The sequence below is a fragment of the Lacticaseibacillus saniviri JCM 17471 = DSM 24301 genome, from assembly GCF_001311785.1.
Taxonomy (GTDB): Bacteria; Bacillota; Bacilli; order Lactobacillales; family Lactobacillaceae; genus Lacticaseibacillus; species Lacticaseibacillus saniviri.
This window is the reverse complement of record NZ_BBBX01000010.1, coordinates 48840-63565: the sequence shown is the minus strand read 5'-3', so window position 1 is coordinate 63565 and position 14726 is coordinate 48840. Positions and strand designations below refer to the sequence as shown.

Here is a 14726-nt window from a genome sequence, read left to right as displayed (position 1 = left end):
AATGCTATACTTCAGTCGAATTGAGATTGGAGGAATCATTATGGGTACAATGACATCATCAGGGTATGCTTTTTTCCAAGATCATTATGGACGTGAAGCATCGTTTTTAATCTATCAACGTGATCCGAAGGTATTGGCACCAGGAGAAAATATGGCGCGATTAACGGGGCAAAACATCAGCTATCAAGAGGGCTTGAAGGCTGATGGTGAGGCGCTGAATCTGGAACATCTGGTCGTGCTCCTCAACCCGGCCGCAAAGCCAAAGAAGCGCGTCGTGGTTGCCGATGAACAGCCATTCCAGGCCTATCATCGCACGACATCAACACACCGAGGCTTGCGTTACCTAGCGCATTATTATCAGTTACCCGTGAGCGGCGAACGGCCACTCACCTTACACGGTGGCCTGGCCACGTCGCTGTTTCCACAGATTTCAAACACGATGGCAACAGATGTTCTGCCAGAGCTGAACGAGCAACGAGCGAGTGTTGAGCGCTTATGGCAATTGGTTGAAGAGATGTTGTCGTATAATCCCGCGCAGGGTAAGGACAAATTCTTGGATGTGGTCTTCATGATTCCAAGAAGCGCTAATCCTGTTGTGCACGCGGTAAAGCAGCAATTTGTGAACCGCATGACTGACACGGATTTTGCGCAACAATATCCCACCGCTGCGCAGTATCGGGATGCCATCCGCAATTTCTCAATTGCGCTTCACCCCTCGACCCAAGCACATAAAACGCTAGAAGAGTATTACCAGAAAACAATTCGGCTCCAGCCTTCACAAGTCCCTGAATTAGTGGAGGAATAAGGTGCTTGCGGAGTCATGATGCTGAGTTGTAAAAAGAGAGCCTATGCCAAACCCAACCGGGCTTGGCATAGGCTCTCTTTTGTTTGCTAAGCGCCATGTGCAATAATCATGCGGGCCACCACCTCTGCCGCTGTGACCATCTCTTCAACGGTAATGAACTCATACGGCCCGTGGTAATTGCCGCCACCGTTAAACAGGTTCGGTGTTGGAATGCCCTTTTGGGTGATGAAATTTCCATCCGTGCCACCGCGAAACGGCACGATATTGGGTGTCAGCCCCATATCGCGATAGACCTTCAGCGGCAGTTCGCGAATCTCGGGAATGGTGGCAATAGCGGTCCCTATATTGTGATATTGATCGTGTAGCGTGTACTGAATGCGAGGTTGATCGAGCTGCTGATTCATTGTCGCGATGGTTTCAATGAGCCATTGTTTGCGTTGCTCAAACTTGGCATCGTCAAAATCGCGGATAATCACATCAATTTCGGCATGAGCGACGGTGCCACTGATTTGATTGATTAAAAAGAAACCCTCGTGATTCTGACTCTGTTCGGGGACATCATTTCCGGGAAATGATTGAGCAGCTGCTGGGCGATACCAATGGCGTTGACCAATGTGTGATAGGCATTGCCGGGGTGAACGGCTGTGCCATCGATTGTGATTGTTGCTTGCGCTGCATTGAAGGTCTCAAATTCGATATCACCGGGGCGCCCGTTATCGAGGGTGTAGGCAAATGCCGTATGAAATTGCTCAGCATCGAATTGTTTGGCTCCCTTACCGATTTCTTCATCGGGACCAAACCCGATGGCGACGTCGCCGTGCTGGATTTCGGGGTGCGCTAGTAAGTATTGCATGGCACCCATAATCTCCGCGATGCCGGCCTTATCATCGACGCCAAGTAAGGTAGTGCCGTCACTTGTGATGAGGCGTTGCCCCTTGAGCGTTTTTAAAAATAGGAAACTGAGCGACTGAAATTGTCGCGCCCGGCAGGCGAATATCCTGTCCATCATAGTTGGGATGCACGATTGGCTGAATATTTTCAGCGTTGAAGTCGGCGGTGTCTAAGTGCGCGATGAAGCCAATGGCAGACACTTTGCGCGCAGTATTACTGGGCAAGCGCGCTGTGACATAGCCATTGGCCGGATTGAGCTGTACATCAGACATACCCAATGTCTTGAGATCTGTGGCAATAAGCTGTGCCAGCTCAGTTTGACCAGGGGTGGTTGGTGTGGCTGAACGAGCGGGATCGGAACGCGTATTGATTTTGGCGTATTTCACAAAGAGTTGCTCAATATAGGTTGGATTCATGGGCGACGCTCCCTTCAAGTCTGGACCGATAAATTGCATTGAGTGTAGGCCAAAAATAAATTTCAATCAAGTGAAAAATTCGGCAACAGGATTGCTTTTCGCTGTGATTTCGCTGTGATGTTCGCAAATTGGCGTTTAAACACTGATTTTAAAGTTAAATCATTCAGGTTTATTCGGTTAAAATACCGAAATACATATTTTGTTCGTGTCTATTGCTAGACAATCTTTCTGAAAAACAGTACGCTTGAACAAAGAATTTTTGAGAGAAAGTGGGTAACAGACATGTTGCGGAGTTGGAAATTGGGAATCCTCGTACTTTTAGTATGGCTGGGCTGCTGGCAAGCACCACAGACAACCCAAGCGGCGGAAAAAACTTATGTCATCGGGACAGATGTCACTTATGCGCCGTTTGAATTTGCGGATAAGAATAATAAGTACATCGGGATTGATATCGACCTGATGAATGCCGTCGCCAAGGCGGAGGGCTTCAAGGTTCAGATTAAACCATTAGGGTTCAACGCCGCTGTGCAAGCGCTGGAAGCCAGACAAATCGATGGGGTGATTGCCGGTATGACGATTACACCGGAGCGCCAGGCGAAGCTCGCCATGAGCGACCCCTACTATAAGAGCGGGGCATCGATGGCTGTTTCTGCAAAGAATAAGTCGATTAAGTCACTGGCAGATCTGCGTGGTAAGCGAGTCGCGCTGAAAACGGGGACGGCGGCGGCTGATTATGCACTCCGGCTCAAAAAGAAATATGGTTTTACAACCGTGACCTTTGACGACTCTAACAATATGTATGATGATGTCCGGACCGGTAATTCAGATGCCTGTTTCGATGATCTGCCGGTATTGCAGTATGCGATTGCGACAGGATTAGATCTCAAGATTATTGGTAAACCCGGCAAGACGGGGAGTTATGGGTTTGCGACTAATAAGGATAACCCGGATCATCTCGATCAAAAGTTCAATGCGGGCCTCAAGAAGGTGCGTGCTAGCGGTGAATATAAGAAAATTGTGGCCAAATATCTGGGAAATGGCTCAGCGGCTGACCAAAAAGCCAAGAATGCGGCTGTGCAGGAAAATGACCGCAGCTTTATCGGTCTGTTAAAGGCTAACTGGGGAACCCTCATGGGCGGGCTCCAGGAAACCTTGATTGTGACCTTAATCGCGATTATTTTGCGACAGTTGTCGGGGTAATCATGGGTCTGCTGGGCGTCATGCCGAGTCCGTTCTGGCGGGGCGTCTCAACGACCTTCATCTATATTTTCCGTGGTTTACCATTATTGGTCTTAGCGTTATTCATCTACACAGGGGTGCCCAGCTTGACTGGGACTAAGATTCCCGCGTTCGTGGCGGGGATTATCACGCTGACGCTGAATGAAGGGGCCTACACGGCGGCCTTTGTGAAGGGTGGTATCGATGCCGTCAGTGATGGGCAGATGGAAGCAGCGCGCAGTGTGGGCCTGTCCTTTGGGCAAGCGATGAGCCACGTGATTCTGCCGCAGGGATTGAAAATTATGATTCCGTCCTTCATTAATCAGTTCATCATCACCTTGAAGGACACGTCGATTCTCTCGATTATCGGGATTCTGGAACTCACTCAAACCGGTAAAATCATCATTGCCCGCAACTTGGAAGGGTTCAAAATTTGGACCATGGTTGCCTTGATCTATCTGGTGATCATCACCGTTCTGACGTGGTTATCAAACTGGGTCCAGAAACGATTACAGTCGCAAAATTAGAAAACCAAGCTGTGATAAAAGGCGATTCACTTATATTGCCCGAAAATGAAAAAGGTCCTGTGACGATTTTGTCACAGGATCTTTTTCAGTATCAGTTAGAACCACAAGCTGATAAAGGCGAGTAGTGCAGGGAGCAATTGCACCACGAAGATTTTGCGGGTAGCAGTAAAACCACCAAAGAGGGCGACAACCATGATGAAGAAGGTCAGTAGCCGCAGTGTGATCAATAGAGGTGCGCCACTCAGGAAGAACAGGCTGAGTAAGAGTGTGACCCCCAACATGCCATTGTAGATGCCCTGATTCTGCAACGCGGTCTGGGCTGGTTTCTCACGGACAAAGTCGAGATCCATATCAAAACTCTTGGCTTGTGTTTCCGGGGAACCAAACATCTCGAGCCCCATAATCCCCAGATGCTCAATGGCGACAATAATAACAAGAATCCATGCAATAATTGACATATTCTGCCAGCTTTCTATTGGAATGACCCCAGTCTAACATAGCGAACAACAGCGGCAAAATGAAGCGCTTCATCAGTAAAACACGAACATTAAATAAAAAATATTTGAAAATGGACGTAAAATAACTTGAAACATGTCCTGAAATTGAGTAGGATAAACCTATTAAAACTTTAAGGGGTACATTATGGAAAAGTTGTTTCAGTTAAAGGCGAACAATACAACTGTGAGCCGTGAAATCATTGCCGGGTTGACCACATTCTTTGCCATGTCCTACATCTTGTTTGTTAATCCGCAGATCTTGTCACTCACAGGGATGCCATCGCAGGCGGTGTTCCTGGCAACAATTATTGCCAGTGCCGTGGGGACCTTAATCATGGGCCTGTTTGCCAATGTGCCATACGCATTGGCGCCTGGGATGGGGTTGAACGCGTTCTTCACCTATACCGTAGTGTTCGCACTAGGTTTCTCTTGGCAGCAAGCGCTAGCCTTAGTCTTTATCTGTGGTGTGATCAATATTTTGATCACCGTGACTAAGATTCGGAAAATGATCATCTTAGCGATTCCAGAATCGATTCAACACGCAATCGGTGGTGGGATTGGGGTCTTCGTCGCTTACGTTGGATTGAAGAATGCTGGTTTCCTCCAATTCACGAGTGAAGCTGCGAATATTTTATCCGTGAATGGGAAAGCTTATCATGCCGGACAAAGTGTGAAGGGCGGTCTGGAAAGTGTTGTGACCGGCGGCGGAATTGTGCCTGCGCTGACCAACTTTGCAAACTCTGGTGCACTCGTTGCCCTGATTGGGTTATTATTGATGGCCGTTCTGGTGGTCAAAAAAGTGCCCGGCGCTGTCTTGATTGGGATTGTGGCGACAACGTTGATCGGGATTCCTTTTGGGGTGACCAATCTCCATGTGGCCGGTGGGAACAGCTTCTTCCACGCGGTTGGCGAACTGAAAGTGACCTTTGGGGCTGCATTTGGTGCTGAAGGGATGGGGAGTTTGTTCAACTCCAGCAGCAAAATTGTCCTATCGATTATGACCATTTTTGCCTTTAGTTTCTCTGATATTTTTGACACATTGGGCACCTTCATTGGTACGGGACGCAAGACGGGGATCTTCTCAGAAGCCGATCAGGAAGCGCTGGAAAATGGTCACGGATTCTCCTCCAAGATGGATCGCGCGTTGTTTGCGGATGCGATTGCGACCGGCGTGGGTTCCATCTTTGGGAGTAGTAACGTGACGACCTACGTTGAAAGTGCCGCGGGTATCGGTGCTGGTGGTCGGACAGGGTTGACGGCCGTGGTCGTTGCTGCCATGTTCATGATCAGTAGCTTGTTTGCGCCCGTGATTGCCATGGTGCCAACGCAGGCGGTCGCACCTGTGCTGATTATCGTGGGGATTATGATGATGAGCAGCTTCAAGGAAATCGATTGGGATAACCTTGAAGAAGCCATTCCAGCCTTCATGGCATCCATCGTGATGGGTTTTGTCTACAACATCTCTTACGGGATTGCTGCGGGCTTCATCTTCTATACCTTAATCAAGTTAATTACTGGGAAGGCCAAGGAGATTCATCCGGTCTTAGCGATTGTGACCGTGGGCTTCATTATCAATTTCGTGTTCCTGGCGATGCTCTAAAACGATATTAAAACGAGAGAGGGATGCCCACATTCAGTTGGATGGGGCCATCCCTCTTTTTGATTGACAAAATCCGACTTTGCCGTTATATTTCAGCTAACAAATGGCTAGAGACTATCAGGAAAATAATATTCGCTTGTTTAAACGTTGCTTTAGTGAGTAAAGGAGAAAAATGCCACTGATTACGTTTTTAATCTACGCGTTTGGCGTGATGCTGCTGGCTGGTGGGGTGTTGTGGATTGCGGTCAATCGGCCGCTCCGGTTACGGCGTGCCATTGGTGCCGCCATCATCGCTGTGGCTGTTTTGAGCTTGGGACTGCGCACAGTCGGGTTTCATCACCATCATGATGATGGCATGATGCGGGTGCACCAGCGCACGCACATGCATGGCTGGCAACAGCGATCGCATGAGTGAGACAGACTGAGACAAAAAGCTGCGACGAACCTCAAAAAGGGTTGTCGCAGCTTATTTTGTCACGTCATATGTGTGCCGCTTATGATTCACGCTTGAGGCGATATTGTGTCGCGCCATCGTGAATGGCAATCTGCTCAAAATGATTGGCTAAGAGTAGTGATGTCAATGCTGAATTAGGCGCCGGCAATTCGGCAACGAGTTGATTGAGTCCTAATTCAACGAAGGCGAATTCGACCATCCGCGCCAGGACTTCGCTCATGACACCCTGATGTTGTACCTCAGGGAGAAGTTCAAAGCGAATCTGTGCCTGGCTCAAATCTTGATCGAAGTTCCAGATGCAGAAACTGCCAAGGAATTGGTTCGTTTCCCGATCCTTAATGCCGTATAGTAGGGCTTGGTTACTCATTACCAGATGCATGGAGCGATTGATGTAGTGCACCGTTGCGGTGAGATCAGTATCGACTTCGCGGCCAGATTGTTGTGCGATGGTTGCGTCGTGCCGCAGCGCGAACACTTCCTTGACGGTGAAGGTGGTCAACCAATCGAGGGTGTAGTGTGCGGACATGATGGGATGATATTTTTCAAAAATTGCCATGATTCGTCCTTTACTTTAGAGAATACCGCGATCGTTTTGATCGACGATGGGGTCGTTGAAATTCTTGTGGTAATAATCGGCATCGATCACCTTGTACTTGCCATTGGTAAACTTGGAAAGAATCTGGCCGTACGATGCGAGTTGAATTTCACTGTCGGGTAAGGCAATTTCAAGTTGCTTATCAGGGGTTATCGTGACGTGAATGATGTCACGATCGAAGAATTGATTGAGATCGGCCGGCGTTGTGTTTTCGGTATAAGGTAAGAAAAACGACATTTTAGCGGTTGAGAAAGCAGCAAATTCACCTTCTGGAAAACCGGTTAATGGGGTATCAGCCATGATAAAGCCTCACTTTCATTGGAGATGTACCGCTAGTGTAACACTTTGGGGAAATCCACGCGACAATGCTCACCGGTGAATCAGTGGCGAGATTCAAAGGGGCAATTTGCGTCATCTTTTGACAGGGCTTACAATGTTTAATATATCGCTATTATTATATAAGGAGGACGACATGACCGATTCATTATTTCAGCAAGACCAGTTTCAACCGCTCGCGAGTCGAATGCGTCCTCAAAAACTCGACGAGTATGTCGGGCAGACGCACTTGTTGGGTCACGATAAGGTGCTGTATCGGCTCATCACGAATGACGAAATCAGCTCGATGATTTTCTGGGGGCCACCCGGTGTGGGGAAGACGACACTGGCGCAGCTGATTGCCCGACAGACGGAAGCCCAGTTTGTGACGTTCTCTGCGGTCACTAGTGGCATCAAGGAAATCAAACAGGTGATGGCGGAGGCCGAGAACAATCGCGAGTTAGGCCAAAAACCATTGTCTTTGTCGATGAAATTCACCGCTTCAATAAGGCACAACAGGATGCCTTTTTACCTTATGTGGAACGGGGCAGTATTATTTTGATCGGGGCCACAACCGAGAATCCCTCGTTTGAAGTCAATGCGGCGCTGTTATCACGCATGCGGGTGTTTGTGCTGCAGGCGTTGACGACGGATGAGTTGGTTGATCTGCAGCAACGCGCGCTTTCAGATCCGCGTGGCTATGGCTTACAGCAGGTGACGGTCGATACCAGTCTGTTGCATCAAATCGCTGATTTTGCCAATGGGGATGCCCGCATTGCGCTCAACACACTCGAGATGGCCGTGACCAACGCGCAGACCAAGGATGGCGCCATCGTGGTCACGCAGGCCGACGTGGCTCAATTACTGACCAAGAAAGCGTTGCTGTACGACAAAATGGTGAGGAACACTACAATCTGATTTCAGCACTGCACAAATCCATGCGCAATTCGGATGTCGATGCTGCAATCTACTGGTTAGCCCGGATGCTCGAAGCCGGGGAAGATCCATTGTATATCGCGCGCCGATTGGTTCGTTTTGCCAGCGAGGACGTCGGTATGGCCGATAGTCGCGCTCTCGAATTGACCGTTACCGTGTATCAAGCGTGTCAGTTCTTGGGGATGCCGGAATGTACCGTGCACCTCACGCATGCGGTGACTTATTTGGCACTGGCACCCAAGTCAAATGCGCTGTACACGGCGTATGGTGCGGCTAAGGACGACGCGCTGAATACCCTGGCGGAACCAGTCCCCTTACAGATTCGCAACGGCGTGACCGATCTGATGAAGGATCTGGGGTATGGCGCCAATTATCAATATGCACATGATGCCGCCGATAGGTTGACCGATATGCAGACAATGCCTGATAATCTGATAGGTGCGACTTATTATCATCCGAGTGATCAAGGCAGTGAAGCGCGTGTCGCCGCGCGGATGGCACAAATCAAGGCATGGCACGAGCAATATCACGAGACACCAGAATAGAAACGTTCGATTCGGACGCGTAAAAGGGAGAATGAACTATGGTTAAAGTCTTAGCAGTGAACGCAGGAAGCTCCACCTTGAAATGGAAACTCTTTGAGATGCCCGAAGAAATCGAATTGGCGGATGGCTTAATCGACCGCTTGGGCCAACCAAAGTCAAACGTCAAAGTGAAGTATGGTGATGGCCAGAAGTTCACGGATGATCGTCCGATTGAGAATCACCAAGAAGCCGTTGCGTCATTAATGACCCAACTCAAGGACTTAGGATTAGTTACGCATCTTCACGAAATCGTGGGGATTGGGCACCGCGTGGTTGCGGGAGGGGAACAGTTCAATCGTTCCGTTGTCGTGGATGATCACGTGTTACTTGAAATCAAGAATCTTCGCGATTATGCGCCACTGCACAATCCGATTGAAGCGACGTATATCGATATCTTCCGTGAGGCGATGCCATGGGCGCTTGAAGTGGCCGTGTTCGACACCGCGTTCCATCAAAGCATGCCGGCAGAGAACTTCTTGTACAGCCTGCCCTATCAGTACTACCAACAATACGGTGCCCGCAAATACGGCGCCCACGGGACCAGCGTGCGCTATGTCGTGCGCCGGGCAGCCGAGATGCTCAATAAGCCATTGGAAGACTTGCGCTTAGTTGTCATGCATCTGGGCTCAGGTTCCTCCGTCACGGCGGTGCAAAATGGTAAATCTGTTGATACTTCAATGGGATTCACACCATTGGCAGGGGTAACGATGGGGACACGCTCTGGGGATGTCGATCCGTCTTTGATTGCCTACCTGATGAATAAGCTCGAGATTACGGATGTGAATGAGATGATTCATATTTTGAACAATGAATCCGGGCTGATGGGTATCTCCGAATTGTCACCGGACCAACGTGACCTCGAAAACGTTGAGGACACCAACGAACAAGCTGCGTTGGCCCTGAATATTTTCGCGAATCGCGTGTTCAAGTATGTCGGTAGTTATGCGGCACTTATGAACGGCATCGACGGGCTGATTTTTACCGGTGGTGTGGGTGAGAACGGCGCTGAGATGCGGGCCAAAATCATGGCGCATCTGAGTTATCTGGGTGCGACAATCGATCCAGAAGCCAATCAGGTCCGCGGCAAGGAAACCGACTTGAGTGCGGCGGATGCGACGGTTAAAACACTGTTGATTCCGACGAACGAAGAGTTGATGATTGTGCGCGATGTGATGGCATTAAAAGCAGAATAACAATCAAAGTGGGTGGCTCGTTTTATTGCCAGCCGCTTTTTTATTAATCTAAAAATGCTATACTAACGTAAGCAAAATTCGTGATGATGATTAGACTTACCATCAATGGAAAAGAGGATACAGACATGGAATTTGATACACAATTACTGCACGGCGGTATAAGCGAGGACGAACGGACTGGGGCGATGTCGATTCCGATTTACAACGCGTCTACCTTCCATCAACCTAAGCTGGGTCAGAATCAATATGAATATTCACGCTCGGGTAATCCAACCCGTGAAGCCGTTGAATCCCTGATTGCGACGATTGAACACGGGACAGCGGGATTCGCGTTTGCTTCTGGCTTGGCGGCTATCAGTACCGTATTCAACCTGTTCCAAAGTGGTGACCACATGGTGATTGGTGATGATGTGTATGGTGGGACGTTCCGGATGGTGGATGCGGTTTTCAAGCGGATGGGGATGACTTTTACCATCGTTGATACGCGCAATCTTGCGGCGGTTGAAGCAGCAATCACACCCGCAACCAAAGCCATTTACTTGGAATCACCAACCAATCCGTTGCTCAAGATTACGGACATCGAAGCGATTGCGACATTGGCGCACAAGCATGACTTGTTAGCAATCATCGACAACACGTTTGCGTCACCATACATTCAAAAGCCACTGGATATGGGCGTCGATATCGTGATTCACTCAGCTTCCAAATACTTGGGCGGCCACAGTGATGTGATTGCTGGCTTAGTGGTGACCAAAGACCCTGAGTTAGGGGAGCGCATCGGTTACCTGCAAAATGCACTGGGCGGCATTTTGGCACCACAAGAGAGCTGGTTATTACAGCGTGGTATGAAGACCTTGGGCTTGCGGATGCGGGCTCACTTGGCCAATGCCGAAGCGGTCTTTGCATTCCTCAAGGCACGGCCTGAAGTGGCTAAGATTTATTATCCTGGTGATCCGGATAATCCCGATTATGCCGTTGCCAAGAAACAGATGCATGGTTTTGGTGCGATGATTTCGTTTGAACTGCAACCCGGATTGAGCCCTGTCACATTTGTTGAGCAGCTCAAAGTGATTACGCTAGCGGAAAGCTTAGGCGCGCTGGAAAGCCTAATCGAGGTACCTGCTTTGATGACGCATGGTGCGATTCCTCGCGAAGTCCGCCTACAAAGTGGCATCCAAGATGAATTGATTCGGTTATCTGTGGGTGTTGAAGATAAGGATGACTTGTTGGCAGACCTGACGCAGGCGTTTGATGGATTGAAGAAGTAAAAGTTTCACGTGGAACATAACCAAAAATGCAGTAACCTCACCCATACGAGTGAGGTTACTGCATTTTTTGGTTAGTGACGTTTGCGCCACAGTCGCCAGAATAAACCGACGATAATCAATACCTCAATTCCAAGCACCAAGAGATACCATTGATTGTTATCACCTGTTGCTGGAAAGTAATTGAGCCAGTTGTGTGGCTGGCGGCCCTCGGTGACGCTGAACCAAGCCTTGGAATCAAGTGCGTGGACGGTGCGACTTGGCAGTAAGGCATTGATCAGATTACGCATCATCTTGTTCACGCTTCTTTCGCCGCCAGATGAGGAAGAGTAACAACAGAATGACCAGACCTAACACGCCAATGAGCAGCCACACCCAAGGAAATTGAGCCGGGGCATCGTCATCCATCGCTGTATTGAGTTTTGCGCCTGTGATTGACTGATTGTGAAGTTTTTGACGAAATGCCAGCTGAATGTGCCGGCTTTGGCGTCCATGGTGAGGGTGTAATCGCCAGGTGTGAGTGATTTGGTAGGAAAGGTCGCAAAATTCATGTTGGAGTTAGGCGCCATCTGATATCCCTTGACCTGCCGCGAAAATAGAACTGCTTTTTGACCGCGGCGTTGAACCTGACTCTTGATGGCTAAGTCACCAAACAGACGCGGTTGATCGTTTTGAATATTGGCGATAATGGCCGCCTTCTGTTCAGAGATGCCCGGGCTGACCTGATGCAACTGCAGACGTGGTGCAACGAGGGCAGTCGAGGTTTGCAGCTGCACGCCAATCACCATTGAGAAGAGCTTGTTGATGCGCACACCGTCATTCTTTTGGGTGCGCTTGGTGGGGTTCTCGACGAAAATACCGCCCAGTAGTTGGCCGGAAAAGCCGGCTGCTGGAATTTTGACGTTGAAGGTCACAGGCTTGGTTTGTTGTGCCTCCAGATGAACCGTGACGGGCTTCGAGGAAAGCTGGGTGAGCGTGTACTTCGCCGAGGCATCACGTGTGGCACCGGGAACATAGCCCACCTGGCCGTTATTCTGCGAGAAGGCATCGATCATCCGTGCGTTGAGCGTCATTGCCTTATCGGTCAAGTTAGCGAGCTGCACGGTGAGGGGTTGCGTGGTGTTTGGTTTGACGAGCAAATTAAACCACGTGGCCTTGTCCAATTGATTGGTAGGAATACGTGGTTGCACACTAAATCCAATTTCGTCAGCGGCATGCACTGACTGTGGCGCCCACAAGCCGACGAGCACGCCCAACAAAAGGAGATAGCGTAAGACTTTGGCCATGATGAATGGCTCCTTTCTGAGCTGATTATGAAAATGACCGACACACCCCAGAGTTTGGGTCGCATCGGTCAAATGGAGTCACGACATTAATTAGCCGGCTGGTACCTCTGCGGCTGGTACGTTGGCGAGCGTCCAGCGCAGGGTTGCTTGGTAGGTCTGAGCATCTGTATGCGCGTTTCGCTTGAGTGTGAGTGTGGCCGTGCCCGCACCAAACTTGACGTTGTTTTGACCTTGACCTGTATCAACTGCAGCTTGCCAGACAGCAGTTGATGATCCTAGTTGGCCGCCTTTGTCACCAGTGATAACAGAGACTTCTTTGGTGGGAATAGCGTTATCACCGTCAAAAGCAGTTGGTGTGACAGCTTTCAAAGTCAGGTTACCGGTCAGAGTACTGCCGTTAGCGGCGGTCTTAGAACCTTCGATAGAAGTTGGGTTCAACACGGTAAATGGGGTAATCTGGCCGTAGACCACCCAGCCAGCATTGGTGCCACGATAGTCGGTGACTTGAAGTACACCGTCAGAGTTACCATCAAAAGCATTTTTGCCCTTGGAAGTGCCACCAGTCTTTGCATCGTTCGAGCTGGAATTGAGGTTAGCGGTTGTAGTTGATTTCGTAACAAGTTGCGAAGTCTTGATGTCACCAAATTGAAAATCCGGTACGCGATCGAGCGTCAGGTTTCCAGGAGTAACGGTAAATTCTGCAGTAGAATTTGCGCTAGCTGGTGCGGCATCAGCACTCAGAAAACCTTCACCGATAGTAGTGGCTTCACTGATATTTGTGTCTGCTTTACCTGGGCCGGCTGTGTTTAAGGCAGCAGCGCCGACAAGTTGAGGACTAACTGTTAGTAGTGTGATTGCGGATAATGAGAGTAATGTTGCGAAATAGATCCCTTTACGCATGGTCGATTCCTCCAATGTAAAAAGTGTTTTTCCCAATTGAGTTGGGTTAAACCTATTATAGGAGGAGAAGTAAATGATGACAATGGAATAACGTATTGAAAATATTGAACAAAATAATTTTAATTAAAATAAAAAGCAGCCACTAACAATTAATGGATAAATTAATTGTTAGTGGCTGCTTTAATTTAATTATTGCGATCAATTACTAATTCAATGACTTGCTTATGAAAGGCAACATTCACACTGCTGATGGGTTGCGTCAGAATTTTGTGGTATTCATCGAGCACATCATCTGGCAGTGGGGTAAGGCGCGTCAGTTCATTGATGATATCACTGACGGAATGGGTATCACCAAGATTGACGAAGATATCAATCTTACTCAGGCAATCCTGCAGGAGCTCTGTGAGATAACTGTTGGGTTTGCCATCAGCCTCGGTAATCACAAATTGTTGGCGCGGTACTGCTGAATGTTCAACTTGAAGCAGTTGGAGAGCGGTATAGACAAGCATAATCAATTCACCTCATTAAATGACAGTAACAGGCGTTCCAGTAGGGACTTGTTCAAAAATATATTTGGCATCCGGCACACTGAGACGCACACAGCCGTGCGAGTTAGCACTGTGGCCGAGCGCTTGGCTTCATCCTTCAGGTAGTGACCTTTCCGATTCGTAGGCACCGTGTGAAAGAGGTAGATACCGTGATCTTTGAATGAGGTCCAGTAATGAGCCCCTTCACCGGATTTACTGTTATAGAAGAATTGGCCGCGCTCGGTTTGAATTTCAAACGTCCCTTTCGGCGTCGAATTATCTTTACCCGTGGAAGCATACATTGTGTAGAGCACCTTGTTTTTTGAACGCAAGAAGACGCGATGCTTGGTGGTGGATACTAAAATATTGAACTTTGTGGTTTGCTTGGCATTTGGATAAGCCTTTTTTCAGAAGGTTGCTGCCAATCAATGGCTTTAGCGACAGTCTTGGTCGTGGTTCTCTTAGGCGCTGCTTGATGTGTTGTTGCGATGTAGGTGGCTGTCCCACCAGCAACGGCAAGCAATAGCAGTAGCCATAACCACCAATGGCGTAAAAGGTTTTCTTTTTCATGATAATTTGATTCTATGTAATGTTTCCGCAAATTACAACTCACTTGTTCTTTTGTAATCAAATTGTGTTGTTTAACCAACGAAAAAACCGTCATGTCCCATAACGGGCATGACGGTTTTTGTTAGTTGAATGAGCAAAATTGTGCTT

Annotated in this window: 14 protein-coding genes and 3 pseudogenes; 7 read left to right on the top strand and 10 right to left on the bottom strand. The window is 48.7% G+C overall.

Annotation, left to right across the window (positions count from 1 at the left end):
* The first annotated feature begins 40 nt into the window (after positions 1–40).
* Positions 41–805: a hypothetical protein gene (locus JCM17471_RS06630; RefSeq protein ID WP_054777294.1), complete on the top strand. Its 765-nt coding sequence runs from the start codon at positions 41–43 to the stop codon at positions 803–805.
* An 86-nt stretch (positions 806–891) separates the two neighbouring features.
* On the opposite strand, the pseudogene pepT reads toward JCM17471_RS06630, so the two are convergent.
* Positions 892–2112, bottom strand: a pseudogene (gene pepT / locus JCM17471_RS16795) (peptidase T).
* A gap of 282 nt (positions 2113–2394) precedes the next feature.
* Here pepT and JCM17471_RS06620 point away from each other — a divergent pair.
* Positions 2395–3857: pseudogene (locus tag JCM17471_RS06620) on the top strand (amino acid ABC transporter substrate-binding protein/permease).
* 95 nt (positions 3858–3952) lie between these two features.
* Here JCM17471_RS06620 and JCM17471_RS06615 read toward each other — a convergent pair.
* A complete protein-coding gene (locus JCM17471_RS06615; protein ID WP_054777293.1) occupies positions 3953–4315 on the bottom strand; it encodes a DUF1304 domain-containing protein in 363 nt (120 codons plus the stop codon).
* Between the two features lie 184 nt (positions 4316–4499).
* Here JCM17471_RS06615 and JCM17471_RS06610 point away from each other — a divergent pair, with 184 nt between their 5' ends.
* Positions 4500–5954: an NCS2 family permease gene (locus tag JCM17471_RS06610; protein ID WP_054777292.1), complete on the top strand. Its 1455-nt coding sequence runs from the start codon at positions 4500–4502 to the stop codon at positions 5952–5954.
* A 172-nt stretch (positions 5955–6126) separates the two neighbouring features.
* Positions 6127–6369, top strand: coding sequence for a hypothetical protein (locus tag JCM17471_RS06605; protein WP_054777291.1), 243 nt, complete (start codon positions 6127–6129; stop codon positions 6367–6369).
* A gap of 79 nt (positions 6370–6448) precedes the next feature.
* Here the strand turns inward: JCM17471_RS06605 and JCM17471_RS06600 are convergent, their stop codons facing one another.
* The gene (locus JCM17471_RS06600) at positions 6449–6964 is read right to left on the bottom strand and encodes a GNAT family N-acetyltransferase (RefSeq protein ID WP_054777290.1); all 516 of its coding nucleotides are present in this window, start codon (positions 6962–6964) and stop codon (positions 6449–6451) included.
* A gap of 15 nt (positions 6965–6979) precedes the next feature.
* The gene (locus JCM17471_RS06595) at positions 6980–7303 is read right to left on the bottom strand and encodes a hypothetical protein (RefSeq protein WP_054777289.1); all 324 of its coding nucleotides are present in this window, start codon (positions 7301–7303) and stop codon (positions 6980–6982) included.
* A gap of 172 nt (positions 7304–7475) precedes the next feature.
* Here JCM17471_RS06595 and JCM17471_RS06590 point away from each other — a divergent pair.
* From JCM17471_RS06590 to JCM17471_RS06580, 3 genes and pseudogenes are all read left to right on the top strand, one after another.
* Positions 7476–8799: pseudogene (locus tag JCM17471_RS06590) on the top strand (replication-associated recombination protein A).
* A gap of 38 nt (positions 8800–8837) precedes the next feature.
* Positions 8838–10031, top strand: a complete 1194-nt coding sequence (locus JCM17471_RS06585; RefSeq protein ID WP_054777288.1) for an acetate/propionate family kinase — start codon at positions 8838–8840, stop codon at positions 10029–10031.
* Between the two features lie 125 nt (positions 10032–10156).
* Complete coding sequence (locus tag JCM17471_RS06580; RefSeq protein ID WP_054777287.1) at positions 10157–11299, top strand: trans-sulfuration enzyme family protein; 1143 nt, start codon at positions 10157–10159, stop codon at positions 11297–11299.
* Between the two features lie 71 nt (positions 11300–11370).
* On the opposite strand, the gene JCM17471_RS06575 is transcribed toward JCM17471_RS06580, so the two are convergent.
* From JCM17471_RS06575 to JCM17471_RS16790, 6 genes are all read right to left on the bottom strand, one after another.
* Complete coding sequence (locus JCM17471_RS06575) at positions 11371–11589, bottom strand: LPXTG cell wall anchor domain-containing protein (RefSeq protein WP_056993069.1); 219 nt, start codon at positions 11587–11589, stop codon at positions 11371–11373.
* A gap of 57 nt (positions 11590–11646) precedes the next feature.
* Complete coding sequence (locus JCM17471_RS06570) at positions 11647–12582, bottom strand: WxLIP family cell surface protein (RefSeq protein WP_054777285.1); 936 nt, start codon at positions 12580–12582, stop codon at positions 11647–11649.
* Between the two features lie 90 nt (positions 12583–12672).
* A complete protein-coding gene (locus tag JCM17471_RS06565; RefSeq protein ID WP_054777284.1) occupies positions 12673–13482 on the bottom strand; it encodes a WxL domain-containing protein in 810 nt (269 codons plus the stop codon).
* A 185-nt stretch (positions 13483–13667) separates the two neighbouring features.
* The gene (locus tag JCM17471_RS06560) at positions 13668–13991 is read right to left on the bottom strand and encodes a hypothetical protein (RefSeq protein ID WP_054777283.1); all 324 of its coding nucleotides are present in this window, start codon (positions 13989–13991) and stop codon (positions 13668–13670) included.
* Positions 13992–13993: 2 nt separating this feature from the next.
* The gene (locus JCM17471_RS13410; RefSeq protein WP_439646755.1) at positions 13994–14323 is read right to left on the bottom strand and encodes a hypothetical protein; all 330 of its coding nucleotides are present in this window, start codon (positions 14321–14323) and stop codon (positions 13994–13996) included.
* A gap of 44 nt (positions 14324–14367) precedes the next feature.
* Positions 14368–14658, bottom strand: coding sequence for a hypothetical protein (locus JCM17471_RS16790; protein ID WP_054777281.1), 291 nt, complete (start codon positions 14656–14658; stop codon positions 14368–14370).
* Positions 14659–14726 lie beyond the last annotated feature (68 nt).

Coding starts and splice junctions, on each gene's coding strand:
- JCM17471_RS06560 (WP_054777283.1), bottom strand. CDS start 13,991: ATGCTTGTCTATACCGCTCTCCAACTGCTTCAAGTTGAACATTCAGCA.
- JCM17471_RS06575 (WP_056993069.1), bottom strand. CDS start 11,589: ATGATGCGTAATCTGATCAATGCCTTACTGCCAAGTCGCACCGTCCAC.
- JCM17471_RS06630 (WP_054777294.1), top strand. CDS start 41: ATGGGTACAATGACATCATCAGGGTATGCTTTTTTCCAAGATCATTAT.
- JCM17471_RS06565 (WP_054777284.1), bottom strand. CDS start 13,482: ATGCGTAAAGGGATCTATTTCGCAACATTACTCTCATTATCCGCAATC.
- JCM17471_RS06600 (WP_054777290.1), bottom strand. CDS start 6,964: ATGGCAATTTTTGAAAAATATCATCCCATCATGTCCGCACACTACACC.
- JCM17471_RS06610 (WP_054777292.1), top strand. CDS start 4,500: ATGGAAAAGTTGTTTCAGTTAAAGGCGAACAATACAACTGTGAGCCGT.
- JCM17471_RS06580 (WP_054777287.1), top strand. CDS start 10,157: ATGGAATTTGATACACAATTACTGCACGGCGGTATAAGCGAGGACGAA.
- JCM17471_RS06585 (WP_054777288.1), top strand. CDS start 8,838: ATGGTTAAAGTCTTAGCAGTGAACGCAGGAAGCTCCACCTTGAAATGG.
- JCM17471_RS06605 (WP_054777291.1), top strand. CDS start 6,127: ATGCCACTGATTACGTTTTTAATCTACGCGTTTGGCGTGATGCTGCTG.
- JCM17471_RS06615 (WP_054777293.1), bottom strand. CDS start 4,315: ATGTCAATTATTGCATGGATTCTTGTTATTATTGTCGCCATTGAGCAT.
- JCM17471_RS06595 (WP_054777289.1), bottom strand. CDS start 7,303: ATGGCTGATACCCCATTAACCGGTTTTCCAGAAGGTGAATTTGCTGCT.
- JCM17471_RS06570 (WP_054777285.1), bottom strand. CDS start 12,582: ATGGCCAAAGTCTTACGCTATCTCCTTTTGTTGGGCGTGCTCGTCGGC.